This is a genomic window from Agarivorans sp. B2Z047 (genome assembly GCF_023373605.1).
GTDB lineage: Bacteria > Pseudomonadota > Gammaproteobacteria > Enterobacterales > Celerinatantimonadaceae > Agarivorans > Agarivorans albus.
The window spans coordinates 4,969,197-4,995,530 of the sequence record NZ_CP088080.1; the positions used below are offsets into that span (position 1 = coordinate 4,969,197).

Sequence of the window (26,334 nt, forward strand, 5' to 3'; positions counted from 1 at the left end):
GTGAAAAACAGTCACTTAAGCTTATACTCCAGCTAAAGCCGCAGTTTTTGCTTACCAAGTGGTCAACTATCGCTATTTAAGCGCTTGGCGTAACGGTCAATTTAAGCTTTTGTTTCGTTCTATTTGCCCTCCATACCAACATTTCTCAGTTAAAAACGGCGCATTCTTCACACTTTTGCTGTAAAATGCGCGCCTCAAACCTAAGTTGTTTATTTTTCGGGCAACTTGTACCGCTAGCGCATGTAACTGCTAATGAGGATAAAACCCCAATGGAAAACGCTCGACCGATTCGACGTGCACTGATTAGTGTTTCAGATAAAACAGGCATTATCGAATTCTCACGATCTTTAGCCCAACAAGGTGTAGAGATCTTATCTACTGGTGGCACCGCAAAATTACTGGCCGAAAACGGCATCGAAGTTATTGAAGTATCTAACTACACTGGCTTCCCAGAAATGATGGATGGACGTGTTAAAACTTTACATCCAAAAGTACACGGTGGCATTTTAGGTCGACGCGGTACCGATGATGAAGTGATGAACAACCACGGCATTAATGCTATCGATATGGTTGTTGTTAACCTTTATCCTTTTGCAGCAACAGTAGCCAACCCAGATTGTAGCCTTGAAGATGCAGTAGAAAACATCGACATCGGCGGCCCAACTATGGTGCGCAGTGCGGCGAAAAACCACAAAGACGTAACCATTGTGGTTAATGCATCAGACTACAATCGCGTACTCGCCGAAATGGCAGCCAACGATAAGTCGCTAACTCACGCTACTCGCTTTGATTTAGCCATTGCAGCCTTTGAACATACCGCAGCTTACGACGGCATGATCGCCAACTACTTTGGCACTATGGTACCTAGCTACGGCGACAACAAAGAAGGGGACGAAGACAGCAAGTTCCCACGTACCTTCAACAGCCAATTCATTAAAAAGCAAGACATGCGCTATGGCGAAAACAGCCACCAAGCGGCAGCTTTTTATGTTGAAAACAACATTGAAGAAGCTTCTGTATCTACTGCCACTCAACTTCAAGGTAAAGCCTTGTCGTTTAACAACATTGCCGATACTGATGCAGCACTAGAATGTGTGAAAGAATTCGACGAGCCTTGCTGTGTAATCGTAAAACACGCTAACCCATGTGGCGTAGCGCTAGGTGGCAATATTCAAGAAGCTTACGAGCGCGCATACAAAACCGACCCAACTTCTGCCTTTGGCGGCATTATTGCCTTTAACCGCGAGTTAGATGCCGATACTGCTGAAGCCATTGTGTCTCGCCAGTTTGTAGAAGTAATCATTGCCCCTAAAATTTCTGAAGCCGCTGCACAAATTGTTGCTGCTAAGAAAAACGTACGTTTATTAGAGTGTGGCGAATGGTCAACTAAAACCACCGGTTTGCAGCTTAAGCGTGTTAACGGCGGCTTATTGGTTCAAGACCGCGACCAAGGCATGGTAACTCAAGACGAACTAAGCGTTGTGAGCAAGCGCCAGCCTAGCGAAGAAGAGTTGCGTGATGCACTATTTTGCTGGAAAGTAGCCAAGTATGTTAAGTCTAACGCCATTGTTTACGCAAAAGGCAACATGACTATTGGCGTGGGCGCTGGCCAAATGAGCCGCGTATACAGCGCTAAAATTGCTGGTATTAAAGCCGCCGACGAGAAGCTAGAAGTAGCAGGCAGCGTAATGGCATCGGATGCATTCTTCCCATTCCGCGATGGTATCGACGCAGCAGCTGAAGCTGGCATAACTTGTGTGATTCAGCCTGGTGGCTCAATGCGTGATGACGAAGTAATTGCAGCAGCCGATGAACATGGCATGGCCATGGTGTTCACTGGCATGCGCCACTTCTACCACTAAAAAACCACAGCCAGCCTCGCGCTGGCTGTTTTGTATTTAGGCTTGGTAAGCCAAGCCCCGTTTACTCAGTATTGGATAGACAAACATGAACGTACTTGTGATTGGCGGCGGTGGCCGCGAACATGCTCTAGCATGGAAGGCTGCGCAATCTCCTTTAATTGAAAAAGTATTTGTTGCCCCAGGTAACGCCGGTTCTGCACTAGAGCCTAAGCTAGAAAACGTAGCCATTGGCGTAGAAGACATTGCTGCCTTACTTAGCTTTGCTCAGCAAAACCAGGTTGAACTCACCATTGTTGGTCCAGAAGCGCCATTGGTTATTGGTGTGGTTGATGCCTTTAGAGCCGCAGGCCTTAAAATCTTTGGCCCTACTGAAAAAGCTGCTCAACTAGAAGGCTCTAAGTCATTCACTAAAGACTTTTTAGCCCGTCACGACATTCCAACTGGCTACTACCAAACCTTTACTGAGGTTGCCCCAGCGATTGCCTACGTAAAAGAGCAAGGCGCCCCCATTGTGGTTAAAGCCGATGGTTTAGCTGCAGGTAAAGGCGTAATTGTAGCTATGACTGAAGCCGAGGCAATTGCCGCTATTGAAGATATGCTTGCCGATAATGCCTTTGGCGAAGCCGGTTCTCGCGTGGTAATCGAAGAGTTCTTAGATGGCGAAGAAGCCAGCTTCATCGTAATGGTAGATGGCAGCAACGTATTGGCAATGGCCACCAGCCAAGACCACAAACGTGTTGGCGATGGTGATAGCGGCTTGAACACTGGCGGCATGGGTGCATACTCGCCAGCTCCAGTGGTTACCCCAGAAATCCACCAGCGCATAATGGATGAAGTGATCATGCCTACGGTTAAAGGCATGGCCGCTGAAGACAATGAATACACTGGCTTCCTATATGCTGGATTGATGATTATGGCTGACGGTTCGCCAAAAATCATCGAATACAACTGCCGCTTTGGTGACCCAGAAACTCAACCAATTATGATGCGTATGCAGTCTGACATTGTTGAACTGTGTTTAGCAGCTGTTGACCGTAAATTGGATACTAAAACTGCCGAGTTTGATCCTCGCGCAGCAATGGGCGTAGTGCTAGCTGCTGCTGGCTACCCTGGCTCTTACCCTAAAGGTGACGTAATCACACTGCCAAGCCTTAGCGAAGAAACCAGTAGCGCTAAAGTATTCCATGCAGGTACTAGCGAAAAAGACGGCACCATTGTAACTAACGGCGGCCGCGTATTGTGTGCTACCGCTCTAGGTAACAACGTTACCGAAGCCCAAGCAAATGCGTATGCGCTAGTGAAAAAAGTATCTTGGGATGGCATGTTCCACCGTAACGATATTGGTTACCGCGCAATCGCCCGCGAAAAAAGCTAAGTAAACCAAGCCGCTTGGCAACAAGCGATATATCAAGCCACTGTAAATAAAATTTGCAGTGGCTTTTTTTGTTTTATATCTCCCAGGCAGTTCTTTATCTCAATTGTCAAACAGCGATGCTATTATTCACTTGTCGGTATTAACTAGAGATATTTATGGAACAGCATAATTGGCTAGAAGATATATTAGCCTTGCTTATTGGCACTACCATGGTGGCCTTAGGCGTGTTCTTTTTTAAAGAAACCCAACTTCTTACCGGCGGCACCGCCGGTTTAGCCTTGCTTGCCAGCCAATTTATGAATTTGTCTTTTGGGCAAATGTTCCTGCTCATAAATCTGCCCTTTTTTGTACTAGGTTTTGCCAAAATGGGGGCAGCCTTTACTTTTAGAACCGTAGCTTGTGTACTTTTAGTGTCGGTGTTTACTGATTACATGCATCTAGTCATCGACATCGCCCAACTCAATAGGATTTATGCGGCACTGAGCGGTGGATTTTTAATCGGCACTGGCATGCTTATTCTAATTCGCCATAAAGGCAGTTTGGGCGGTGTGAACATCTTAGCTCTGTATCTACAAAAGCGTTTTTCGATTCGTGCTGGACATGTGCAAATGGGCTTAGATGTGGTGATAGTAACCGCCTCTTACTTCTTAGTGCCACTTAGTGTGTTACTGTGGTCTATTGCTGGTGCATTTGCCTTGAACATAGTAATTGCACTTAATCACAAAAGTGGTCGCTACCAAGGGTTGTCTTAATCTTTCGCTATGTTTAATCAATCACTCGAAGCGGTTTTTCTCCAGCACGACCAATTACTCCAAGGCTACCACCAATATTGGCAGTTCAGCCCTTTTCAGCAACACTGTTTACCTTGGCAAAACCAAGCGTTAGTGGACCAAGTAAAAAACTTAAACACAACGCAAATTCAACAACTTGAACAATCCCCAGAACAAGCGGTAGGGTTGTTTGCTAAGTACTTCCCCGAGCTAAAGCCATGTTTAGAATTATGGCAACCCCAAGCGGCAATAAGCGCCGATTTGGAGACCCCTTTTTGGTTAACAAATGGAATAAAGGGGCGAAAGGCAGCACAAATTCAAGCCTTTAGCGAACAGCTACAAGGTGAAAACTTACCAATACTGGAGTGGTGCGCCGGCAAAGGGCATTTAGGGCGTTTAATTAGCTTTCACCATCAATTGCCAATAACCAGTTTAGAGTGGCAAGCAAGTTTGTGTGACAGCGGCCAGCAACAAGCTAATCAACTTAGACTGCCACAACAGTTTCATCACTGCGATGTACTTGAGCCAAACGCCCAACAGCACCTCAAAAGTAAGCAACATGCGGTAGCCTTGCATGCCTGTGGGGAGTTACATCTGCAGCTACTGCGCTTAGCTGCAAATCATAAGCCGCAAAAACTCAGTATTTGTCCCTGTTGTTATCATTTAATCAACAGCTCTCACTACCAGCCTTTATCAAAGCTGGCTAAGCAAAGTGCACTTACCTTAAGCAAAACCGATTTACGATTGGCGGTGGCGCAATCGGTCACCTCTGGGCAGCGAGTACAAACTCTACGTCAGCGCGAAATACACTGGCGACTCAGTTATCAAAGCTTACGCGAAGAGCTCACTAACACCGAACACTACCAAGCGCTGCCTTCTGTTGGTAAGCAGTGGTTCAGTCAAGATGCCCAGTTTGCAGACTTTGCGCGGTGGGCTTGTCAACAACATCAAATAGGCTTTCCCGATACTTTTGATCAACAGCTTTACCTGGAAAAAGGCCAACAACGCCACTTGTTAGTAAGGCAACTCGAGTTAGTACAACTGCTATTTCGTCCTATTATGGAGCGTTGGCTATTGTTAGACCGTTGTTTATTTCTTCAACAACAGGGCTATCAAGTTGGATTAATGGAACTTTTTCCCTTTAAAACCAGTCCACGTAATGTATTAATACAGGCGCAGCTCAGCTAACTCTGGTTTACACTTTTAATTGCTACACTCGCGGCTTGATAATTATTGTCGCTTGTTCAAACTTTGGAGACGCTATGTCACGCCGTTTAATTTTGGTTTTGTTATGTTTCTGTTTCAGTGCCGCTGCGACAGAACAAGAAAATCAATTTGAAGAACTCTACGATCAAAAGCTTTCTGACATAGAAGAAACCACAACAGAGATTAGCCATCAGCAAGTAGAAGTAGACTCGAACTTAACAGAGCCAAACACAGAAGATGATTCAGTTGAAGCTGAAGCAGGCAGCGGTAGCGAACCGCAAGCAGAACTGGCTTTACCCGAACCACCTAAGCCAATCATTCCTATCGTAGCTGGTAAAACAGACCAAGCCAGCGCCAGCCAAACTACCGAAGAACCGCCAAAGGAAGAAACTTGGGGGCCACTGTCTTTACTCAATACCGAGCTTAGTCCAAACAGTAGCGCCACCCTAGACTGGTACTCTGGCCACCTGCCAGGCGGCTTTGAGCTAGCCACCCCAGTGGTAGTTATACACGGTAAAGAGCCTGGTCCACGCGTTTGTATCACTGCGGCGGTACACGGTGATGAAGTAAACGGCGTAGAAATAGCGCGCCGGGTGGTTAAGCAGCTGGAACCTGAGCAACTAAAAGGTACGGTTATCTCTGTGCCAGTGGTAAATATTGATGGTCTGTTTCGCAAAGATCGCTATATGTCTGATCGTCGTGACCTAAACCGTGCATTCCCAGGTAGCCCAAACAGCTCAACCGCTTCGCGAGTCGCCTACAGCCTTTTCAATAGCATTATTCGACACTGCGACAGCTTGGTTGATTTGCATTCAGGATCGATGTTTCGCGAAAACCTCACTCAGCTTCGCGCAGATTTAACCATTCCAGAAGTCTCTGAGTTAGCCAACCAATTTGGTGCCATTCCGGTGCTACAAAGCATTGCCCCTTCGGGCAGCTTGCGCGGTGCAGCTACCGCAGCTGGCATTCCTACGGTAGTGATGGAAGTAGGTGGCCCCTACACTGTGGACGAGAAGCAAGTAGATACAGGAGTTAAAGCAGTGCAGAGTTATTTAAGCTCTGTGAATATGTTGCCACGTTCGTTCTTTTGGTCTTCACCGCAGCCGGTGTTTTATGCCTCGCAATGGTTACGAGCCCGTGATGGCGGCATCCTGTTAAACAGGGTCGAGTTGGGTGCTAGAGTAAACAAAGGCCAACTACTCGGCACTATCTCCAACCCCATTACTGATGATGTAGAAGAGGTCTTCTCGCCCTTTAATGCAGTGGTGATTGGCCGTGCTCAGAACCAGGTAGTGAGTGCTGGTTTTGCCATCTTCAACCTAGGTGAGCGTCGGACCATTGAAGACCTAGAACAAGAAGGCGAGCAAATTAAGAAACAAGTGGCCGCGCAAAATGCTGAACAATTGGGCATGCCTGAAGGCCAAGCAGAGCAGCCTGCGATCGATAGCGAGCAGCAAACCGAGCAAACGCCAGCAGCAACTGAAGCCGCAGGACCGGAAACGACCACCGAGCCAAGTCAAAACAGCGCAAACCAAGAAGCAAGCGTTGAAGAGCCTGGAGCCACAAGCGAAGCGGCTCCAGCAGAGCCAGCAACAGCTGTTCAGCCGGCTACAGACCCCGCGCCTGTTCTCGAACCTATTCCGGAAGAGCGCATGCCGCAACCCGAAGATGAGGATGGATAATGAGCCAACAGCAACGCTGCCCATGGTGCGGGGATGACCCCTTCTATCAGCAATATCATGACCAAGTTTGGGGTCGTCCGATCTACGATGCTAAGGACTTATTTGCCAAACTTTGCTTAGACGGGCAGCAAGCTGGCTTATCTTGGATCACCATCCTGCGTAAGCAGCAGACTTACTATCAAGCCTACGCGGATTTTGAGCCTAGCGAGATCGCTAAGTTTGACCAAGCTAAAGTTGAAGAGCTACTACAAAACCCCGGCATTATTCGCAACAAGCTCAAGGTTAATTCGGTGATCCGCAACGCCAAGAGCTACTTGGCGATGCAAGAACAAGGCATCGACTTTAGTGAGTACCTGTGGAGTTTTGTTGGTGGGAAACCCATTCAAAATAGCTGGACCAGCATGGCCGACATCCCCACAGAAACTGCCGAATCACAAGCCATGTCGAAGGCGCTAAAAAAGGCGGGCTTTAATTTTGTCGGCCCCACTATTTGTTATGCATTTATGCAAGCAGTAGGCATGGTGAATGATCACCTCGTTGATTGCCACGCATACCAAGAATGCCTTGAGCTAGGCCGTCGATAATAACGGCCAACATAACAACTAAGCCATGGGAGCAGAGCATTATCACTATTAGAGATAACGTTTCATGAACAGCCCCTAGGCGCTGCCACTCATCTTGTTTGAGCCACGAGCCCAGTTAAGTATCGGCTTTTCCAACAAGTAGAAACTTAAAGCGGCAATAGTCCAAGACAAACACACTACCAATGCCCCAATTTGCAAACCAAAAGCGATGTCCTCCATGCCCATATAATGGTATTGCTGCACCCACAAAATACGAATTATCTCCATAATCAAATAATGCCAAAGATAAATACCGAAGGATAAAGTTGCGATGTGGGAGAACAAGCGATTATCTAACAGCCAGCTGCAATAACGGCTAAAATGGGTGGCCAGCAAAGCGACAGCACACAACATCGAAAATAGAGGGGCCAAATAAGCTTGACCAAGGCTTTGGCTAGGCGCCCCAGGAACCAAATAATTTAAGCTCATCCAAGTAGCCAAACCAAAGGCACCGAGAAAAGCCAGATCAAAATAATAATGCCTCAACTGCTGTTGCTTTTCATACCAAGCAATACCGGCAGCAGCGATAACACCACACAAAAACTGCCCCATAAAACTGGCTACATTCCAGTAAGGCAGCCACTGTTTTGCTCCGCCAATAATTCCGTACTTCCAACCTTTACCTTCTTGGTCGGTCATAAAAAGTAGAACAATTAAGTAATGCAATAACTGCATTACGATTAGCAACGCAACTCCCCAGGCTATTGCCACTTTCAAGCTTGCTGTTTTACGTCGCCACAGCGGCATCAATAAAAGCGGCAGCAATAAGTAACAACTCACCTCTAAGCCTATTGACCATAACGGACCGTTTATATCGCTGGGGAAAAAACTAATGTAGTGATAAGGCGCAATGAAGCTTAAGCCAGCTAATAGACGTGGCAAGGCATAATCTTGAGGCGCAATTAGCATGTTTAATAAAACGCTAACAAGCAGCACCAAGTAATACGCTGGAATGATGCGAGCGGCTCTTCGTTTTAAGTACTCGTTAATGCGTGGCAGAGTTTGAGCAGAAAAATGCGCTTGCCAAAATGGGTAAGCTAACAAGGCCCCAGATAACACAAAAAACAAACTCACACCTAACTCACCAGCATGCAAACCCTTAACTAACCAGTGATGAGAATCTAAGCGTTGTGCTAAGTGATGCGCAAGTACAGCTAAACAAGCTAGGGCTCTCATCCCATCGAAACCACGTAAGCTATGCATGTTTCCCCCGATCAATTTACTCGACTCATAACGGTGATAGCGTGCTGTTTACCCGTTAATTCGGCCCATAACTCGCTTCCTTTAAACCAATATCGAGTTTGGTAGTCAGTATCGCGATAAGACACTTCACCCTGTTTAAAATCAGCAATAAAGTGCCGAGGCTTGTCGTCTATACCCAAAGCAGCGTTGGCGACATGTTGCAGTACCACTTCAATCTGCTGCGCATTAGGCTGGTGTTTAAAATCAATGGTAAATTCCACCACACCACTCCAACTGCCTTGCCACTTTCCTAAAAAGGCACTGGCATCCTGGCTTACCCGATCTTGCTCTACAACTTTAGGCCGGTCATTAAGCCACCACCGATATAAAGGCAATGCCAAGCTCATAACAAGACTAAGCAAGCATAAACGTCTTAAGTACGACCATGGGATAGTTTGTGTTGATTTCAACATAGGCTCGCCTCCTAGGTGTAGTTTTCCACAACTAGGTCAAGCTAAGCAGCCGGATTACTGGTTTTGCGAGCAAACAATATAATTTTTCTTAAATCGAAGAAAAATTCGTACCGCCATGAAAAAAACTGCTTCGAATTGAGGCTTTTAAAGAGTATCTCGAGTTGGATAGCTAATCGGGATCTAGGTTGTAACTTTCAAGTAATTAGTTGTGGGAAGATTCAAATCTAGTTGTTGATTGAAAAATACTACTAGGGATTGTATTTGCTTCCTCAGGGAGGTTGAGGAGAGCCGGTTCGCCTGATCGGCGATTACATCATTCTTACTGTAAAACTATTTCTATTTAACTATTTCGGTTTAGCGTTGTTCTGAAATTAACGGCTTAATTCAGCAATGCGTTGTTCTTCAGTTTTTTTGTTTTGTAGGTAGCTTAGTGCAACCCAACCCATAAAATCCATCATAATCATTCTCTCTATATTAGTGTTAAATTTAGCGGCTACGTTCTTGAAGTTTTTGTTCTTCAGTTTTGTTGTATCCAAAGTAGTTAAGGGCTACTAATCCAAATAAATCGTACATAATTTGTTTCCTATTGTTACTTGTTTAACTAGCGGCTACGTTGAGCTACTGTTTGTTCGTTGTTAACGTTTTTAGCACGAAGAGCGTAATATAATCCGAATAATTCCATAATATGTTCACCTTTATGTTTAAGTTAATTCTGAAAGAAAATAACCTCTGGCAAATGCTTTTTGTTACTAACTTTCTCTTACGGTTTTAATTTTATGCGACACAACGCACATTTAGCATTATGAAATTTAATTTTTATATTATTAAATTTAACTTTTAGTAATAAAATTACCAAACCACCTCTTTGAAAACACTTTCATTACATTTTTTTTAGCACGCTATTCAAAAATTCTTTGCTAACTAACAGCAAAAAGATCATTAAGCTGTTACTTCACTCAGCTTTTCCTGCAATTAATTGAGCTACGCTAGGAAAAAACAACGCCCCTAAATAAAAGGAGTAACAATGCAAGCTATCCAAGCTCAACATCATGGCGACACACTTAGCCTTAACCAAATTGACGACTTACAAGCAAATGCCGAGCAGATCCTCATAAAGGTTGAGGCCGCTGGCGTGAACCCTGTAGATACTTACATCGTTGCTGGTACTAACAATTACACCGCTACGTTTCCCCATACCCCGGGAAAAGACGCCGCAGGTACTATTGTAAAGTTGGGCGCTAAGGTAACAGGCTTCGAGTTAGGGCAACGCGTGTATTGTGCAGGCACCATAAGTGGCGCCAGTGCTGAATTATGTTTAGCTAGCCCACAGCAAGTTCATCCCCTTCCCGATGGCTTAAGCTTTGAACAAGGCGCTTGTTTAGGTACACCTTACGCAACAGCTTGGCGTGCTTTGTTTATTCGCGCTAAGGCTCATGCAGCAGAAACAGTGTTGATTCATGGCGCTAGTGGCGGAGTAGGTTTGGCGGCAATTCAATTAGCCAAGGCGGCAGGATGCAGAGTATTTGCTACTGCAGGTAGTGATGCAGGTTTAGCCTTATTGAAACAACAAGGTGCAGACCTTGTGGCCAATCACCACCAAACAGAACATTATCAAGCACTACAACAAGCCGGAGCGGTTGATGTCATTTTGGAGATGCTGGCAAATCAAAACCTAGGCGATGACCTCCCCTTGCTTAATAAAGGTGGAAGAGTAGTAATAATAGGTAGTCGCGGCAGCGTAGAAATAAATCCGCGCGATCTAATGGCGCGAGACGCCTGCGTAATGGGTATGGCGCTAGCAAATGCCGATAGCAAACAGCTTACTCAAATACACTCGGCAATATATGCGGGTGCCACAGCCGGTTTTGTGCGTCCTGTAATAAGCCAAAGCTTTAAGTTGGCCGATACCACTTTAGCCCATCAAGCAGTTATGCAAGCAGGTGCTACTGGTAACATTGTTATTCAAATTAACCAGTAACCAGTAACCAATATCAAGTACAAAAAAAGCGGCTTAAGCCGCTTTTTTTTATTATCCGCTATTTACAAATCTTTGGTGCTCTCTAGGTAACCAAGATCAGAAATAAGTGTGTAAGCACGCGCTTTTTCAGTGAAGCTTTGCTGAGACTCGATAATCTCTTTAGCTAATGGATCACGAGCGGCGTGTTCCGCTAGCAACTCATCATTGGCTTTTTTCAATGCAGTGAGAACTTCTTTAGGGAAGGTGCGCACTTTAATGTCTGGGTATTCTTGCAACATGGTTGCCCAGTTATTGGTGCTCATTGCTGTGGCTTCTACATAAATATCGAAGGCTGTGGCGCGCATTGCCGTTTCTAAAATGGCCTGCAAATCTGCTGGTAGAGATTCAAACTTCTTTTTATTCATAAGAAACATGTTCTCTGAACCTGGCTCATGCCAACCAGTGTAGTAATAAGGGGCAATTTTGTGAAAACCCATGCGTAAGTCTAGCGAAGGCCCAACCCACTCAAGGGCGTCAATAGTATTGCGCTCAAGTGCGGTATATAACTCAGCTGGCGGAATGTTCACTGGCGTAGCGCCTAGTTTAGCCAGCACTTCACCAGCAAAACCTGGGATACGCATTTTCAGATTTTGTAGATCACCTACACTGTTAATTTCGTTGCGAAACCAGCCGCCCATTTGCACCCCAGTATTGCCACCTGGAAAGGTTAGCAAGTTATGAGGCTCATACACCTTCGCCATTAGTTCTTTGCCACCACCATAGCTATACCAAGCGTGTTGCTCCATCGCCGTCATACCAAAAGGCATTGTGGTAAAAAACATGGTGTTAGGCACTTTACCTTTGTAGTAGTAAGACGCCGAGTGGCCCATGTCATACTGGCCGCTTTTTACAAGATCAAAAATACCCAAAGGCGCTTTGTGCTTGTTGGCAGAATCAACACGAATCACCAGCCGGCCATCCGACATCTGTTCGGCCATTTTGGCAAAACGTTGCACCCCAGTATCAAGCAACGGAAATTTAGTTGGCCAAGATTCAGCCAGCTTAAGCTTATAAACCTTGCCTTCTGCAATAGCATTAATAGAAAAACAGCTCGCCAATAACGCAGTAAAACAGAGCAATCCTTTTCTCATGATAAATCCTTATGTGTAGGTAGTACTTTAGTGATTATTATTATGTTGTGTCGCTGAAACCTAAAGTCATACTTTAGTTTCATTAACAGAATGATAACAGAGCCTTAGCCTGACTCATACTGCGTTTAAGCCCTAAACCAAGCGCAATAAAAAAGCCTTTCAAATAAGAAAGGCTTTAAAGTGTTGAACCGAATAAACAGCTAGTTTTTAGCCGACACTTGCTTGTACATAAGTGCAGCACACACAGCCCCAATAATAGGAGCTACCCAAAATAACCAAAGTTGCCCCAAGGCAATGCCACCCTCAATTAGCGCAGGGGCGGTGCTTCGTGCTGGGTTAACCGAGGTATTAGTAACCGGAATAGATATCAGATGAATAAGAGTTAAACCCAGGCCAATTGCGATAGGGGCGAACCCCGCTGGTGCGCGTTCATCGGTGGCACCTAAAATAATGAATAGAAACATAAAGGTCATCACTATCTCACATACCAATGCGGCCACTAATGTATAACCACCCGGTGAGTGCATGTCGTAGCCATTGCTGGCCAAACCATGACTTGCTAGGTCGTAATCACCGCTACCACTGGCAATTAAATACAAAATAATCGCCCCCACAAAGCCACCCAGTAACTGGGCACAAATGTAAGGAAACACATCAACTTTAGAAAAACGCCCAGCAACCGTTAAGCCTATGGTAACGGCAGGGTTTAAATGACAACCGGAAATGTGGCCAATGGAGAAGGCCATAGTCAGCACGGTTAAACCAAAGGCTATCGAAACACCTACTAAACCAATACCTACTTCTGGAAAGGCTGCGGCTAAAACTGCGCTACCACATCCACCTAATACCAACCAAAACGTGCCGATCCCTTCGGCAATTAATCGATTAAACAACGGCATGTTTGCTCTCCTTTTCAAACATTTAGTGACAAATGCAAGTCATCTTGCTGCAGCCTAACTATAGGCCACAATTAGCATCGTCACTGATTTTTGCTACAGATAAGTGATTTACTTTGTTTTAAAAGCTTAACGCAGTGCTTAAGCAGCTTGTGTAAATAACCTGAAGACTTAGGTTTGTTAGATTTTATATTCGATAAATGCAATGTAATCAGATAATAACTTAGATAAATGGTATGATCGCCGCGTTTTTGTCTGATTAGAGCTTATTGTAGGAGAATTATGTTTAAGCGTTCTTTGTTAGCGGCGAGTCTATTCGCTGTAAGTAGTACCGCAGCCTTGGCGAGTTCAATTAAGTTTGATCTTAATAACGACGTTTTTGAAACAGGTTTTGCAACGCAAATTGCACCTGGCGCAGAGATGTCAGCTAACTACATGTACTCTCGCCCAGAGGGTGATTTAGCAGATTTCGGCATAAAAGCGACTCACCAACAAGACATCCATAAATTTGCCATTGGCGCAAAATTTACCAAACTGTGGGCTAACCACCGTGAAAACCCACATGCCTTCGCCATTGGTGGCGATTACAGCATTGCTGTTGCCCAAAACCTAAAAATATCGGGCAGCGCTTATTATGCTCCTTCGGTATTAACGAGCAGCGAGCTAAACCGTTACTACGATTTAGACGCCAAGATTGCTTACTCAATCATGCCGCAGGCAGATGTATACCTTGGCTATCGCGCTATTCAATTCCGTTACGCTAACGAACCCGATTTAGATTTTACTAAGGGCCTATATATTGGTGCTGCCTTTAACTTCTAAACAAGAAAAGCCCTGTTAAACAGGGCTTTTTATTATGGATATGTAGTTAAGGAAAGTTTATCTGGGATTACTTAAACGTACGCTGACGTGTTTTCTCAAGACCTTTTAAAATCTTATCTAAGCGATCTGGGTGTACCATAAACTCTTGGAAACCCTTCATACCGGCTTTAGCCATAGCAGGATCAGTATCACGATCGTAGAATTGTGCCGTTCCAGATGCCGAGCCTAACATTGCCACACCTTTGTTTAAGAACTCATTGTCCTCAGCTTTAGCTTTTTTGTTAGGTGGAATTTGTAACAAGGCTTTGTTGATTTTGGTTTGGTTCTCAGGACGCGCCATAAACGCTAGGTATTTTCTAGCATCTTCTTTGTTTTTGGCTTTAGCTGGAATATGTAAGGTATCCATCGGTGCATCTTCTGCTACACCTACCGTTGGGTCGATAATTGGGAACTGGAAGAAGCCCATTTTATCTTTCACTTCATCTGGGAAGTTAGGGGTAATGAAGTTACCAATTAAGTACATAGCCGCTTCACCGTTGTATAAGAACGGCTGTGCTTCCTGCCACGAGTAGGATGCGTGGTTCTCTAAGAAGTAACCAGGCTCAATCATCTCTTTCCATTTTTCCATGGTTTTCACAACACGAGGATCAGTGTAAGGCACTTTGCCATCCATCAGTTCCATGTGGAAATCTAAACCATTTACGCGAAGGTTCATGTAATCAAACCAACCGGCGGCTGTCCATAGGTACTTAGTACCAATAGCGATAGGCGCTACGCCATTCTCTTTAAGAATTTTAGACGCCTCAACTAACTCTTCCCATAGGTAGGGTTCTTCGATGTCATATTTTTCAAAAATGTCTTTACGGTAGTAAATGCCCCACTGGTAATAGGTGTAAGGAACACCCCATTGCTTACCATCAATAGTCATCGCAGGCGCAGCTGTTGCAAAATCTGCAGCCATGTCGTTTTGTTGCCAAAGGTCACTCACATCTTCAAACAAGCCTTTATCAACAAAGGCTTTCATACGGTTACCTGCATACCAATGCACAACATCTGGCGGCGAGGTTACTAGCCAGTTACGAATGGTAGTTTTGTAGGCTTCGTGATCGTACAAGTTGTACTTCACTTTAATGTCTGGGTACTCTTTTTCAAATTCAGCAATGATTTCTGCAAATGCGGCTTTAGGTGCAGGGTCAGAAGCGTCAGAGTTAATAATCAGTTCGCCAGCGTTAGCATAGCCACCAATTAAAGTAGCTAGCGCTAAGGCTTGACCACATTGTTTTAGTTTACTCATCATTTACATTCCTTTAGTTTTGTTGTCCTTGAGCAGGATTTATTTACTTCCCTCATTATTGCTTGAGGGTGTGTTTAGCCTTTAGTTGCCCCGAGGGTCAACCCAGCAATAAAATGACGTTGCATGGTAAAAAATAGTATGACCGGAGGTAAGGCCGCTACTACCGCACCAGCTGAGATCAACTGCCATGATGCCAACCACTGACCTTGCAACGCACTGAGACCGGCGGTAACTGGTCGCACTTCATCACTTTGTACCAGTACTAAGGCCCAGAAAAAATCGTTCCATATAAAGGTAAACACCAGTACCGCTAACGCTGCAGTAGCCGGTTTTACCAATGGCAATACAATGTGCCAAAAAATCTTAAATTCACTCACGCCTTCTACCCGCGCAGACTCAATCAACTCGGTAGGTAAGCCAACAATAAAGTTACGCATGAACAAGGTACAAAACCCTGTTTGAAAGGCCACATGGAATAAAATAAGCGCCCAGTGAGTATCGTATAAACCAAACTGAATGGTTAAATCACGCACCGGGATCATCAAAATCTGAAACGGCACAAAGTTACCCGCAATAAAGGTGGCAAAGATCCAAATGTTGGCTTTAAAGTTGTATTTAGCCAGAGCAAACCCCGCCATGGTAGACAAAGCTACACAACCGGCTACTGCTGGTAGAGTAATGATTAAGCTATTCATTAGGTACTGGAACATCGGCGTAGAAGTAAATACCAGAGTGTAGTTTTCAATTAACATCCACTCACTTGGCCAGCCCCAGTAATTACCTTGATTAATATCGTTAAGCGAGCGCACCGAGGTTGCCATTACTGCTAGCAATGGCAGCAGCCACAATACAATCGAAATCGGCAATGCCACACGGTAGCTAATGTTAGTGAAGGCAGACGCCTTTTCTATAGGACGTGGGTACATTATTTCTCACTCCTTATCATCCGCCACAAGAAGTAAGCGATATAGATATCCATAATTAAAAATAGCACTACAGCCACCGCTGCGCCGTAACCCATGCGATAGTTGAAAATTGATTCTTCATACATCATGTATGCTAATACTGTTGAGCTGCCCCACGGACCACCCGCGGTCATAGTGGCCACTAAGTCGAATGAACGTAGCGCGCCAATCACGGTTACCACAATGGCAATAAACGTTGCTGGCCTTAATTGCGGTAACACGATGTACCACAGCATTTTCCAGCCCTTGGCGTTGTCTAAACGCGCGGCTTCAAGTTGCTCATGATTTAAGTTATTAAGGCCTGTGAGGTACAAAATCATGCAATAAGCGATTTGAGGCCAAAGCCCGGCGGCGATAATGCCGTAAGTCACTAAGTCTTCGTCGGCTAAAATAGAAACCGGGTCGCCACCAAAGAAAGTGATCACACTATTCAAAACACCAAAGCTTGGGTCGTAGAACCAAGAGAACACCAAACCTACAACAACTTGCGAGATAACAAAGGGGAAAAAGAACAAAGCTTTTACCAGGCGAATTCCGTAAACCTGCTGGTTAAGAAATAGTGCAATAGCTAAGCCCATGGGCGGCGCCAGCATAAACAACACCATCCACACAATGTTGTTGGTTAAGGCTGTCCAAAACTGATCGCTGTCGAACAATTCGATGTAGTTTCCAAACCCAATAAAGGTTTTTTCACCCAGGCCATCCCATTCAAAAAAACTGAGCCAGATACTTTCTAGAACTGGAAACAGCACATAAATGGAAAAAATAATTAATGCCGGACCTAAAAACATCCAAGGTGCGACATCACTAGCGCGTAATCGTTTACCCGCAACCAGCTCAGAGGCTGAATTAACAGCATTTTCTGGAGATTTATTTGAAGAACTCGACGCCATTCCATGTTCCTTATTTGCCTGCAGGTATCAAACAATATAGCTATAAATAGCGGTTTACCCTTGATACACATCGCATTTCAGCAATTTTAACCACCCTTACGAGCAATCAATTAACTATTGTTATAATCAAACTTAGATCAAAAATTGTGACAAGTAAACGTTTTCACAAGGAGAATGTTAAGGTAAAGTAAGATTTATGATCAACATCATACTTGTTCCGTTGCTAAGATTTAAAAGCAACCAAAGATAGGGATAGAAAATGGCAGATATAACACTTACCGGCTTAGTGAAACGCTACGCCAAAATTGAAACGATTCACGGCGTTGACCTAGATATTAAACACGGAGAGTTTGTAGTATTTGTTGGGCCCTCGGGCTGCGGTAAGTCTACCCTACTGCGTATGATTGCTGGACTAGAAGACATTTCAGGCGGCCAGTTAAGCATTGATAATCAAGTAGTTAACAATGTTGACCCCGCAGAGCGCGGGGTTGCAATGGTATTCCAATCTTATGCCCTTTACCCACACATGACGGTTGCCGAGAACATGGGTTTTGGCATGAAGATGAACGGCGTAGAAAAAGCTGAAATCGATAAGCGGGTGAACATGGCTGCAAAAACTTTGCAGATGGAAAACTTATTACAAAGAACCCCTAAAGAGCTATCTGGTGGACAGCGTCAGCGGGTTGCGATTGGACGCGCGATCGTTCGTGATCCTCGTGTTTTCCTCTTTGATGAACCTCTTTCTAACCTAGATGCTGAATTGCGGGTTGAAATGCGTTTACAAATAGCCAAGCTACATAAAGAACTTCAAACCACGATGATTTATGTAACCCACGATCAGGTTGAAGCAATGACTCTAGCCGACAAAATAGTGGTGCTACGGGCCGGTAATATTGAACAAGTAGGCTCACCACTTGAGCTTTACAACTACCCTGAGAATCTGTTTGTCGCTGGCTTTATTGGCTCACCAAAGATGAACTTTATGCCTTGTAAAGTTCATGCCTTGGAAGGCGACCAAGCTGATATCCAATTGGCAGATGGCCAACACATTACTATTGCAGTTCGCGATAACAGCGTAACCGTAGGCGAAAAACTCAAGTTGGGCATACGCCCTGAGCACTTGCGTTTAGATGATACTGGCGCACTAAAACTTGGCTTCAAAAACGAAGTAAGTGAACGCCTAGGTAATGCTACCTACTTATTTGGTCAGCTAGGTGATATTGATGGGATTAAAGTGCACGTAAATGGCGATCACCAAGTTGCTCGGTTTACCGACATAACGCTTAGCTGTGAACTGTCGGAGTGTTATTTATTTAACCACTCCGATGAAGCGGTTCGTGTTTACAACAAAACTGTTCAGTAATCATCTCGACACTACAATAAAGTCCCCACACAGACAATTATTGCTTACCTTTGTTAAAAGGTAAGCAATAATTGCTCAAAACACTACATATCCAACAATCTTAGCAAGCACTCTCCCTAGGTTATTCTTTACACTTTATCCATATTAATTTTCTGGGATAAACGCTATGACTTTCACTCTGCGACTAAGCCACAGTCAGCGCATTAACTAGCCAAGCGCTGGCTGCAAACTGGCTTTTCTATTTTTCTTTCCAATATCAAGGACGTCGCAATGTCTCAGTTTAATCACAATAAATACGCTTCATTTAAACCGGTCGCGTTGACCAATCGCCAATGGCCAAACAACAGCATTAATCAAGCTCCACAATGGTGTAGTGTCGATTTACGTGATGGCAACCAAGCCCTAATCGAGCCGATGTCGGTAGAGCAAAAACAGCGTTTATTTGCCTTGCTAATAAAACTAGGCTTTAAAGAAATAGAAGTGGGCTTTCCAGCCGCCTCTACAACAGACTATGATTTTGTACGCTGGTTAATTGAAACAAATCAAATACCTGATGATGTGTCGATTCAAGTATTAACTCAAGCTCGTCCGGCCTTAATTAGCCGTACTTTTGAAGCCTTAAAGGGAGCAAAAAATGCCATTGTGCATTTGTACAACTCCACCTCCAAAGTGCAGCGCGATAAGGTATTTAAATTAGACAAAGCTGGCATCATTAATATTGCAGTGCAAGGCGCTAAAGAACTACAAAAACATGCCGACCAAAATCCACACACTAATTGGCAATTTCAATACTCCCCCGAGAGTTTTACCGGCACTGAGTTAGACTTTGCCGTAGAGATTTGCAACGCGGTTGTGGCCCAGTGGCGTCCCAAAGCACAGCAGAAAATCATTCTTAATTTGCCCGCTACCGTTGAGATGTCTACTCCCAATGTATATGCCGACCAAATCGAATGGTTTATTCAGCACATTGCCCATCGCGAAGACATTATTATTAGCCAGCATACTCACAACGACAGAGGTTGTGGCATTGCAGCAGCTGAGTTGGGCCAACTAGCCGGAGCCGACCGCGTTGAAGGGACTTTGCTAGGCAACGGCGAGCGCACGGGTAACATGGACATCGTAACCATGGCAATGAACCTTTATAGCCAAGGTATCGATCCTAAACTAGATCTAGCCGACATCGACGAAATAGTCCAAGTAGTGAAGTTTTGCACCCAATTGCCGGTTCACCCACGCCACCCTTATGTGGGCGAGCTGGTATTTACTGCCTTCTCGGGTAGCCATCAAGACGCAATTAAGAAATGTTTAGATATTCAACAAGCCGATCAACACTGGGATGTTGCCTACTTACCTATAGACCCGGCTGATTTAGGCCGCGATTACCAGGAAGTGATCCGCATTAATAGTCAATCGGGTAAAGGCGGCATTGCTTACATTTTAGATAAGGATTACGGCATTCAGTTACCTCGTTGGGCCTTAATTGAATTTAGCGTGATAGTGCAAGCCGATGCAGAAAAAAGTGGTGAAGAAATCAGCCCAGAGAAAATTTGGAGATTGTTTAACAATCACTATTTGGAGCAAGCGCAGGGCTACAAGTTAACTAATTATCAAGTTAACTACCAACAGCAAGAGCAGATCCAAGTACTTATAGAACGTGAGCAGCAGCGCTGTGATATTCAAGCCAGTGGTAACGGCGCTTTAGCGGCCTTTGTGAATGGATTGGCTGCCGAGTTTAAGCAACAGATAGAAGTTCTAGACTACAACGAACATGCCTTGAGTAAAGGCGCTGAAGCAGAAGCGGTATGTTACATAGAAACCAAAATAGCGGGCAAACGCTACCTAGGTGTAGCAATTGATAAAGACATACTAACCGCCAGCCTTAAAGCCTTGTTGTGTGCATTCAATCAGCAACTAATCACTGAGGAACAACGCCAGCCACAGCCCGCTTAAACTAACGCTCGCGCAGCATTGCTGCGCGAGTAGACTGTTTAGTGCTGATGACCACCAGCACCATGGGCGTGGCCATGAGAGAGCTCTTCTTCACTAGCGGCTCGCACTTCAACCAACTTAATAGCAAAGTCTAAATGTTTGCCTGCGTAGGGATGGTTAGTGTCAATAGTTGCCATAAACTTGCCAACCTTAACTACCGTAACTTGACGTGGGCCTTGCTCTGTTTGCACCACTGCTGGCATACCGGCCTTCCAGTTTTTAGCGCCCTGTAGGTGCTTAACAGAAATTCGCTCTACGGCTTCTTCGTTGCGCACACCGTAGCCATTTTCTGGGGCTAAGCTCAAGGCTACTTCAGCACCAGCTTCTTTACCTTCTAAGCCCTCTTCAATGGCAGGAATCATCGACTTGTGCCCGTGTAAATAAGCTACAGCTTCGCCATTAGTGCTCTCTAATAGAGCACCATCGGTTTCATGTAAGGTATATTCAAAGCGAACCACTGTGTCTTTAGCAACTTTCATAACTATCTCTCAAAATAAACGTTGCCACACTACAACAAAACGCAGCCGCTTTGCCAAGTATTATCAGCAAACGTAGCCGCTACTTAGTTAGCAGACCTAGATCTCAGTCTAAGCACTGAACAATACAACTCTCGGAGACAGTGGAAAATGCTCTTTTATTAACTTGCTGATTGTCACGAAGCTTAGTGGAAACGTTTACATCTAAGTCCGATTTAGCCAGAGAATTTCTTCTATTGCGTCGTCTTCTTGTGGGTAATAATGACAACTCCATGTCTTTGGCTTGGTAGTCTTGCATTGTGTGCTCCCTGCAACTGGTGTTTCTAGTTATTTTAGAGGTGATAAACAAACAGCCTAGACGAAGTTTATTACATCTACACCTCGACCTTAGTCTTATATACTTTTTCTTGTAAAAGTTTTCTTGGGTTTAATTAACTTATTCATTTTTTACATACCAGCAATAACCGTGATTTGCTTGATTGAGTTTTTGAAAGCGCTATCATTCACTCAATAATGCTGCAATATTAATCAACAAGGAGGTTGAAACTAGGAGATAGCCGATGAGTATCGACAACGTAGTTCCCTACCCGTCCAACCAAACCCCGTCTAATGCATCGCAAGCATTAATGGAACATTTATTCTCTCTACGCAGCTTGCCACAGCAACATCACATTGATGAGTTAGCCGGCATAAGCCTAAGCATTCGCTCACTTGATCAGCTAAACCAACTGGCCGTACTAAGAGAAACAGCCGAGCGCCAGCAGCTTTTTGAGCATTTCGAATCGAGTTCTTGGTTTGTACAAGAGGGAGGTGACTACCTGTATCGCCCAGAGCTACTTAGATCGGCCCCGCTAACCAAAGTAGTGTTGCTGTTAAAAGAAACACTCACTTATCGCAATTGGAATGATTTACTGCGCTTGGCGCACCCGCATTATTTATCTCAGTTGCTAGAGCGATTACGCGATTTTTCAGAGTCTAAGCATACGGCTTAAGTAAACCCAACTAGACAGGCCACATAAAGCTTTTGGTATAAAAGCTCGGCTAAGTTGCCACAGCGAACTTGAAGCTGTGGCTTGCTGCTTTTAGCAAACTATAAGTCCAAGCCGAGCGAACTCAGCTCAACCAATATCAACTAGAGCGCTTGGCTAATATACTCAGCCAAGCCATCAAAGCCGCCCAAATGTGGCAACAGCTCTATAGTTAAGCCTGGATGCTCGTTGGTGGCTTGTTCGATAATACGTGGCAGGTCATTCACCACATGTGTACCAGCGGCTAAAAAGTGAGGATACAAAGTTATTTGCTTAGCGCCAGCCTGGTAACAACGTTCTATCTGCTGTGGAATCGTAGGCTCAACCAATTCCAAAAAAGCGGCATGTACTTGAGAGTAATGACTTAGCTTTTCAGCCAACTGTTTTGCCAGCTCAACCACTTCTTGATTTGATTGAGGACGGCGGCTTCCGTGTGCCACGACCAATAAGGCTTTCATACACTTCCTAAGAGTTACTAGATTAATTCAATTTAGGCGCTAGCCAATTGAGTAGGTATTGCAGGTATCTTACTGAAAGTGTCTAGAGATGGGAAAGGAGATATTGAAGAAAACCAGCCCTCAGAGTTGAGGGCTGGTTTTAAAGAAACTATTTAACAGCGTCTTTTAATGCTTTACCAGCTACAAAGGCAGGTACATTGGCTGCTGCAATTTGAATCTCAGCGCCAGTCTGAGGATTGCGACCAGTGCGCGCTGCACGATGATTAACTTTGAATGTACCAAAGCCGATTAGCTGAACTTGGTCGCCTTCTTTAAGCGCGTCAGTTACTGCACCTAAAGTTGTTTCTAGTGCTAGTTTAGCTTGAGCTTTAGATAGGTCAGCTTTTTCAGCAATAGCATCAATTAGTTCAGTTTTGTTCATAATGTCTAAATCCTTTATGTTCGTTTTAAATAATCCAGCTTCACTTTAAGAGAAAAAAAAACGCTGCGCAAAGAGTTTTTCTTCTTTAGAGCCTTGTTTGGCGGGGCTTTAACCAATTTATGCGTAAACAGTCACAAAAACACCGCTAAAAAGAGGATTATTCCTTAAGCATTGTCTTCTAAACAGATCCCTAAATTGCTCACACCTTGGTTAACAGCCAGCGTTTTCAAGGCTTGCATAGACGCTTTGCCTAGTTCAAGTTGCTCAATTAGGTCAAGTAATTCACTTTGAAAAGCCAACTCTTGTATCACTAAATCTTGCGCCAAGATCTCTTGTTCTGTTTGTTCTCCAAATTGCAGCTCTAACAAGCTTAAAACACTAGCTAATGAGGTTTGACTAGCTTGTTCAGCTTCTTGACCAGTTGGTTCAAGTAAAGCATTAAATAGGCACTCCACCACCACACAACAATCTAAGGCAGGATAAACGCCATACATGTCGTAACTCTGTGGGTCTGGGATTAAGCTATCAAAGCGCTCACGCTGAGCAGAAAAGTTAATTTTGGTTTTAGGGTGAAGTGCGCTTTCCCAAAATAGACTGAGTAATTTGTTAAAGTCACTGTCGTGTTCCAGCTCTACAGCTTGGCAAAACAATAAGTAGTTTGGCGCCATGCGTTGGCATAAAGCTAAACAATAAAGTGATTGTTGCTTACTGCTTAACTGGGTTAAACGGTCGATATCACAAGGGGTAAGCATGGTTTGCTCCGCACTCAATAAAACGATTAAGATAATCAGGGCTAGTTTGCTATGCAGCTTAACACCAGCACGCTTGCTTAGCGAAGTTTAGTCTTATTCAACCACAAGGTGCCCTATGCAAATTACCATTGTAACTCCTCAAGCTCAGCGGTATGTAGAGGCTTTAAGCCCGCGTTTCCCTCAATGCCAATGGTTTTACGCAGAACAAGCAAGCTTGTTGAACAAAGCGGCGTTGGCGAGTGAAATCCTATTAGCTACGCCTAGCGAAGCAGCCAACATCGTCACCCAAATGCCAAACTTGAAATGGTTGCACTCTAGTTTTGCGGGTGTCGATGCGCTACTAAAAAATAACCTACCTCAACACTACATACTTACCAATAGCCGCGGTGTATTTGGCCCTTTGATGAGCGAGTATGTATTTTCTTACCTATTAGCTCACACTCAGCAGCATCAAACTTATCAATATCAACAACAGCAAGCGCTATGGAAAACTCAACCAGGCCTTAGTTTGCAAGGTCTTGCATTTTGCAGCGTAGGTAGTGGCAACATTAGTCAACACTTGGCAACCACCGCTAATCATTTTGGCATGCGCACGGTTGCTCTAAGCCATAGCGGCGCAGCCAAAGCACCGTTTACCCAAGTAGCCAACTTTGAACAACATAAACAAATATGTGCCACCGCTAAAGTAGTGGTTGCGGTGTTGCCTAATACTCCGCAAACCCTTGGTGTATTAAACGAGAAGTTTTTTGCTAGCTTGGCCGATGAGGTGGTGTTTTTTAATGTGGGTCGCGGAGACACAGTAGACCAAGCGGCATTGCTCGCCTTTTTAAAAGCCAAGCCCAAAGCTACCGCTATTTTGGATGTGACTAGCCCAGAACCACTGCCTAAAAACCATCCTTTATGGTCACAAAGCAACTGTATTATCACGCCCCATATCGCAGCACCCAGCCGAGTGAGCGATATCATTGAGCTATTTGCTCACAAGTTGGAGAACTATTTAGCAGGGGAAGAATTAACCGATAGAGTAGATTTTTCGAAGGGTTATTAGCCAGAAACGGCAGGCAGCGAAGGCTCGCTGCCCTTAACGGTGTTTACGAGTCACCTTCAAAAGCAATTTGCTTTTCTAAGTCAAAAGCCGCAAACGCGCGATCTCCCAGAGAGTTAAGCACTTTTACCTCTCCATCAAGAATAGCGATAATAATTTTACCCACTTTATCGTCATTAGGAATAATCACCCGGCCTTTACTGCTTTGGTTTAGCCCCGACAATACCTGCTGTTGCAACAACAACGGGTTATCCTCATCGTAATAAAGCATGGTTACTTTCATAGTAGGTCCCTAAGGCTTAGCCATTTACGTAACAATAGCAACAAATAAACCAACAAATAGCAACTTTAGCCTAGCTAAAGCGCTTCTACCTATGTACTCAGTTCCGGACGCTGCCTAACAATCCCTTTAAAAACATATTGTTCAAAACAACATCCGTTAATTAACATTAGCATAGCTTTTGTTTAGTGGTTAATGATGGTTTTGCTTTTAAGCATAGCTTATAGTCGACGCTAAAGTTAAATGAAGAGAGAAATCATGGCGTTTAAAGAATACAAAGTTTTAGCAATTACCGAAGGCGCTCTTGGCACCCTGTTTTTAGGCGCATCGGGCATGCCTTTACAAAAAGTAGAAGCGACCTTAAATAAAGAAGCCGCTGATGGCTGGCAGTTGGTGTTTCAGGTAATCGAAAATCGCCGTTTCTGGCTTTTTTGGAGCCGCGAAACGGTAATTGTCACTTTAGGTCGTTAAAGGTGTTGAATCGCGAGCAAGTCGAACAGCAGCAAGAGCAATTGCGGGAGCAAATTGCTCTGTTGCCTCAAGAGCAACGCAAGCATTTTTATCAGCTCTGGCAAAAACAAGTGAAAGATCCCGACAGCTACGCAGTGCTTAACTACCTGTTATTGGCTGGCTTGCATCATTTTTATTTGGGGAAATGGCTACGTGGTGCGGTTAATTTAGTAATATCCATAATTGCAATACTACTGGTAGCCTTAGGTGTTGGGCTGCTTGGTTTAGGCTTATTGGTGGCAATTACAATAGTAGAACTGCCTGCTCTATTTCGCTCCGAATTAGTGGTGTTAGATTATAACAACCAACAAATGCAGCAATTATTAGAGCAGGTTAAATCGGCTTAATCTTTTGGCCCTTTAACTAACCACAGTAAAAAGCCAGCCAATGGCAGCAAGCAAATCAAAAATACCCACAAATACTTACGCCCTACTTCAGCGCTACTTTTTATGATTTTTACGATGGCAAATACATCACACACCAAAATGGTGATAGCTAACAGTAACGACATGCATACTCCTTGTTGAAATCGGGCTTATTCTAAATCAATTTGACGGCGTAAGTTGAAAAGAATTTGTTGGCGCGCTTTAGCTGCTTCATCGTCTGGCTGTAGGCTTATTTTTTGGGTCACCATTTGCAACTCAAAGTACAACCAACTTCTCACAAAAACGCTATAACGCGTGTCTAAACCAAAAGCGACTAAACGCGCATAATCTTGCTCGGGAGGATCTTGATAAAGGCCTTCTCGAGACTCCACCAGCACTTCGCCCAAATACTCTTGAGATACCTCATCGTTTGCATAAGCGCCATAAATACTACTCAAGGAAAACAATATGCCCAACATCAACTGCTTCATATATA

Annotated in this window: 28 protein-coding genes; 14 read left to right on the top strand and 14 right to left on the bottom strand. The window is 44.4% G+C overall.

Going from position 1 to position 26,334, the window contains the following annotated elements; genetic code table 11:
* Nucleotides 1-269 precede the first annotated feature (269 nt).
* The 6 genes from purH to LQZ07_RS22930 all read left to right on the top strand — a co-directional run bounded on the left by purH (nt 270) and on the right by LQZ07_RS22930 (nt 7,479).
* On the top strand, nt 270-1,862 hold the full coding sequence (gene purH, locus LQZ07_RS22905) for a bifunctional phosphoribosylaminoimidazolecarboxamide formyltransferase/IMP cyclohydrolase (RefSeq protein ID WP_152785753.1): 1,593 nt from the start codon (nt 270-272) through the stop codon (nt 1,860-1,862).
* An 85-nt stretch (nt 1,863-1,947) separates the two neighbouring features.
* The gene (purD, locus tag LQZ07_RS22910; RefSeq protein ID WP_152785755.1) at nt 1,948-3,237 is read left to right on the top strand and encodes a phosphoribosylamine--glycine ligase; all 1,290 of its coding nucleotides are present in this window, start codon (nt 1,948-1,950) and stop codon (nt 3,235-3,237) included.
* A 155-nt stretch (nt 3,238-3,392) separates the two neighbouring features.
* On the top strand, nt 3,393-3,989 hold the full coding sequence (locus LQZ07_RS22915; protein WP_152785757.1) for a YitT family protein: 597 nt from the start codon (nt 3,393-3,395) through the stop codon (nt 3,987-3,989).
* Between the two features lie 9 nt (nt 3,990-3,998).
* Nucleotides 3,999-5,195 (top strand): methyltransferase, encoded by a 1,197-nt coding sequence (locus LQZ07_RS22920; protein WP_152785759.1) that lies wholly within the window; start codon nt 3,999-4,001, stop codon nt 5,193-5,195.
* A gap of 74 nt (nt 5,196-5,269) precedes the next feature.
* Nucleotides 5,270-6,895 carry a succinylglutamate desuccinylase/aspartoacylase family protein gene (locus LQZ07_RS22925; protein ID WP_152785761.1) on the top strand — a complete coding sequence of 542 codons (1,626 nt, stop codon included), beginning with the start codon at nt 5,270-5,272 and terminating at the stop codon, nt 6,893-6,895.
* Nucleotides 6,895-7,479 carry a DNA-3-methyladenine glycosylase I gene (locus LQZ07_RS22930; RefSeq protein ID WP_152785763.1) on the top strand — a complete coding sequence of 195 codons (585 nt, stop codon included), beginning with the start codon at nt 6,895-6,897 and terminating at the stop codon, nt 7,477-7,479. Before LQZ07_RS22925 ends, LQZ07_RS22930 begins: the two co-directional genes overlap by 1 nt.
* 75 nt (nt 7,480-7,554) lie before the next feature.
* On the opposite strand, the gene LQZ07_RS22935 is transcribed toward LQZ07_RS22930, so the two are convergent.
* Complete coding sequence (locus tag LQZ07_RS22935; RefSeq protein ID WP_152785765.1) at nt 7,555-8,721, bottom strand: acyltransferase; 1,167 nt, start codon at nt 8,719-8,721, stop codon at nt 7,555-7,557.
* 11 nt (nt 8,722-8,732) lie between these two features.
* Nucleotides 8,733-9,173 carry a hypothetical protein gene (locus LQZ07_RS22940; protein ID WP_152785767.1) on the bottom strand — a complete coding sequence of 147 codons (441 nt, stop codon included), beginning with the start codon at nt 9,171-9,173 and terminating at the stop codon, nt 8,733-8,735.
* A 1,024-nt stretch (nt 9,174-10,197) separates the two neighbouring features.
* On the opposite strand from LQZ07_RS22940, the gene LQZ07_RS22945 reads away from it, so the two are divergent.
* Entirely contained in the window at nt 10,198-11,151 is a 954-nt protein-coding gene (locus LQZ07_RS22945; protein WP_152785769.1) for an NADPH:quinone reductase, read from the top strand.
* Nucleotides 11,152-11,213: 62 nt separating this feature from the next.
* Here LQZ07_RS22945 and LQZ07_RS22950 read toward each other — a convergent pair whose 3' ends face one another.
* A complete protein-coding gene (locus tag LQZ07_RS22950; RefSeq protein WP_152785771.1) occupies nt 11,214-12,281 on the bottom strand; it encodes a TRAP transporter substrate-binding protein in 1,068 nt (355 codons plus the stop codon).
* A gap of 200 nt (nt 12,282-12,481) precedes the next feature.
* Complete coding sequence (gene aqpZ / locus LQZ07_RS22955) at nt 12,482-13,180, bottom strand: aquaporin Z (RefSeq protein ID WP_016402094.1); 699 nt, start codon at nt 13,178-13,180, stop codon at nt 12,482-12,484.
* Nucleotides 13,181-13,459: 279 nt separating this feature from the next.
* Here aqpZ and LQZ07_RS22960 point away from each other — a divergent pair, with 279 nt between their 5' ends.
* Complete coding sequence (locus tag LQZ07_RS22960; protein WP_016402095.1) at nt 13,460-13,999, top strand: YfaZ family outer membrane protein; 540 nt, start codon at nt 13,460-13,462, stop codon at nt 13,997-13,999.
* 67 nt (nt 14,000-14,066) lie between these two features.
* Here the strand turns inward: LQZ07_RS22960 and LQZ07_RS22965 are convergent, their stop codons facing one another.
* The 3 genes from LQZ07_RS22965 to LQZ07_RS22975 form a co-directional block, all read right to left on the bottom strand.
* Entirely contained in the window at nt 14,067-15,296 is a 1,230-nt protein-coding gene (locus LQZ07_RS22965; protein WP_016402096.1) for an ABC transporter substrate-binding protein, read from the bottom strand.
* Nucleotides 15,297-15,367: 71 nt separating this feature from the next.
* Nucleotides 15,368-16,219 (bottom strand): carbohydrate ABC transporter permease, encoded by an 852-nt coding sequence (locus LQZ07_RS22970; RefSeq protein ID WP_152785773.1) that lies wholly within the window; start codon nt 16,217-16,219, stop codon nt 15,368-15,370.
* Nucleotides 16,219-17,151 carry a carbohydrate ABC transporter permease gene (locus LQZ07_RS22975; protein ID WP_227981653.1) on the bottom strand — a complete coding sequence of 311 codons (933 nt, stop codon included), beginning with the start codon at nt 17,149-17,151 and terminating at the stop codon, nt 16,219-16,221. The genes LQZ07_RS22970 and LQZ07_RS22975 overlap by 1 nt, the downstream gene beginning before the upstream one ends.
* 259 nt (nt 17,152-17,410) lie before the next feature.
* On the opposite strand from LQZ07_RS22975, the gene LQZ07_RS22980 reads away from it, so the two are divergent.
* Both LQZ07_RS22980 and leuA read left to right on the top strand, forming a co-directional pair.
* The gene (locus LQZ07_RS22980) at nt 17,411-18,514 is read left to right on the top strand and encodes an ABC transporter ATP-binding protein (RefSeq protein WP_152785775.1); all 1,104 of its coding nucleotides are present in this window, start codon (nt 17,411-17,413) and stop codon (nt 18,512-18,514) included.
* A gap of 270 nt (nt 18,515-18,784) precedes the next feature.
* A complete protein-coding gene (gene leuA, locus LQZ07_RS22985; RefSeq protein WP_152785777.1) occupies nt 18,785-20,464 on the top strand; it encodes a 2-isopropylmalate synthase in 1,680 nt (559 codons plus the stop codon).
* Nucleotides 20,465-20,502: 38 nt separating this feature from the next.
* Here leuA and LQZ07_RS22990 read toward each other — a convergent pair whose 3' ends face one another.
* A complete protein-coding gene (locus LQZ07_RS22990) occupies nt 20,503-20,982 on the bottom strand; it encodes a peptidylprolyl isomerase (protein ID WP_152785779.1) in 480 nt (159 codons plus the stop codon).
* Between the two features lie 557 nt (nt 20,983-21,539).
* Between LQZ07_RS22990 and LQZ07_RS22995 the strand changes: the two genes are divergently transcribed.
* Nucleotides 21,540-21,971 carry a hypothetical protein gene (locus tag LQZ07_RS22995; RefSeq protein ID WP_016402102.1) on the top strand — a complete coding sequence of 144 codons (432 nt, stop codon included), beginning with the start codon at nt 21,540-21,542 and terminating at the stop codon, nt 21,969-21,971.
* A 140-nt stretch (nt 21,972-22,111) separates the two neighbouring features.
* Here LQZ07_RS22995 and LQZ07_RS23000 read toward each other — a convergent pair whose 3' ends face one another.
* The 3 genes from LQZ07_RS23000 to LQZ07_RS23010 form a co-directional block, all read right to left on the bottom strand.
* A complete protein-coding gene (locus LQZ07_RS23000; RefSeq protein WP_152785781.1) occupies nt 22,112-22,465 on the bottom strand; it encodes a sirohydrochlorin chelatase in 354 nt (117 codons plus the stop codon).
* 148 nt (nt 22,466-22,613) lie between these two features.
* On the bottom strand, nt 22,614-22,886 hold the full coding sequence (gene hupA, locus LQZ07_RS23005; RefSeq protein WP_016402104.1) for a nucleoid-associated protein HU-alpha: 273 nt from the start codon (nt 22,884-22,886) through the stop codon (nt 22,614-22,616).
* Between the two features lie 164 nt (nt 22,887-23,050).
* Entirely contained in the window at nt 23,051-23,638 is a 588-nt protein-coding gene (locus LQZ07_RS23010; protein WP_152785783.1) for a YjaG family protein, read from the bottom strand.
* A 115-nt stretch (nt 23,639-23,753) separates the two neighbouring features.
* Between LQZ07_RS23010 and LQZ07_RS23015 the strand changes: the two genes are divergently transcribed.
* Nucleotides 23,754-24,686, top strand: a complete 933-nt coding sequence (locus LQZ07_RS23015) for a D-2-hydroxyacid dehydrogenase (RefSeq protein WP_152785785.1) — start codon at nt 23,754-23,756, stop codon at nt 24,684-24,686.
* 43 nt (nt 24,687-24,729) lie between these two features.
* Here the strand turns inward: LQZ07_RS23015 and LQZ07_RS23020 are convergent, their stop codons facing one another.
* On the bottom strand, nt 24,730-24,966 hold the full coding sequence (locus LQZ07_RS23020) for a TIGR02922 family protein (protein WP_016402107.1): 237 nt from the start codon (nt 24,964-24,966) through the stop codon (nt 24,730-24,732).
* 255 nt (nt 24,967-25,221) lie between these two features.
* Between LQZ07_RS23020 and LQZ07_RS23025 the strand changes: the two genes are divergently transcribed.
* On the top strand, nt 25,222-25,434 hold the full coding sequence (locus LQZ07_RS23025) for a DUF4177 domain-containing protein (protein WP_016402108.1): 213 nt from the start codon (nt 25,222-25,224) through the stop codon (nt 25,432-25,434).
* Nucleotides 25,435-25,436: 2 nt separating this feature from the next.
* The gene (locus LQZ07_RS23030) at nt 25,437-25,820 is read left to right on the top strand and encodes a TM2 domain-containing protein (RefSeq protein ID WP_249483403.1); all 384 of its coding nucleotides are present in this window, start codon (nt 25,437-25,439) and stop codon (nt 25,818-25,820) included.
* Here LQZ07_RS23030 and LQZ07_RS23035 read toward each other — a convergent pair.
* Both LQZ07_RS23035 and LQZ07_RS23040 read right to left on the bottom strand, forming a co-directional pair.
* A complete protein-coding gene (locus LQZ07_RS23035; RefSeq protein WP_016402110.1) occupies nt 25,817-25,984 on the bottom strand; it encodes a PLDc N-terminal domain-containing protein in 168 nt (55 codons plus the stop codon). The two genes, LQZ07_RS23030 and LQZ07_RS23035, sit on opposite strands and share 4 nt — an antisense overlap.
* Nucleotides 25,985-26,008: 24 nt before the next feature.
* Nucleotides 26,009-26,329, bottom strand: coding sequence for a hypothetical protein (locus LQZ07_RS23040; RefSeq protein WP_016402111.1), 321 nt, complete (start codon nt 26,327-26,329; stop codon nt 26,009-26,011).
* Nucleotides 26,330-26,334 lie beyond the last annotated feature (5 nt).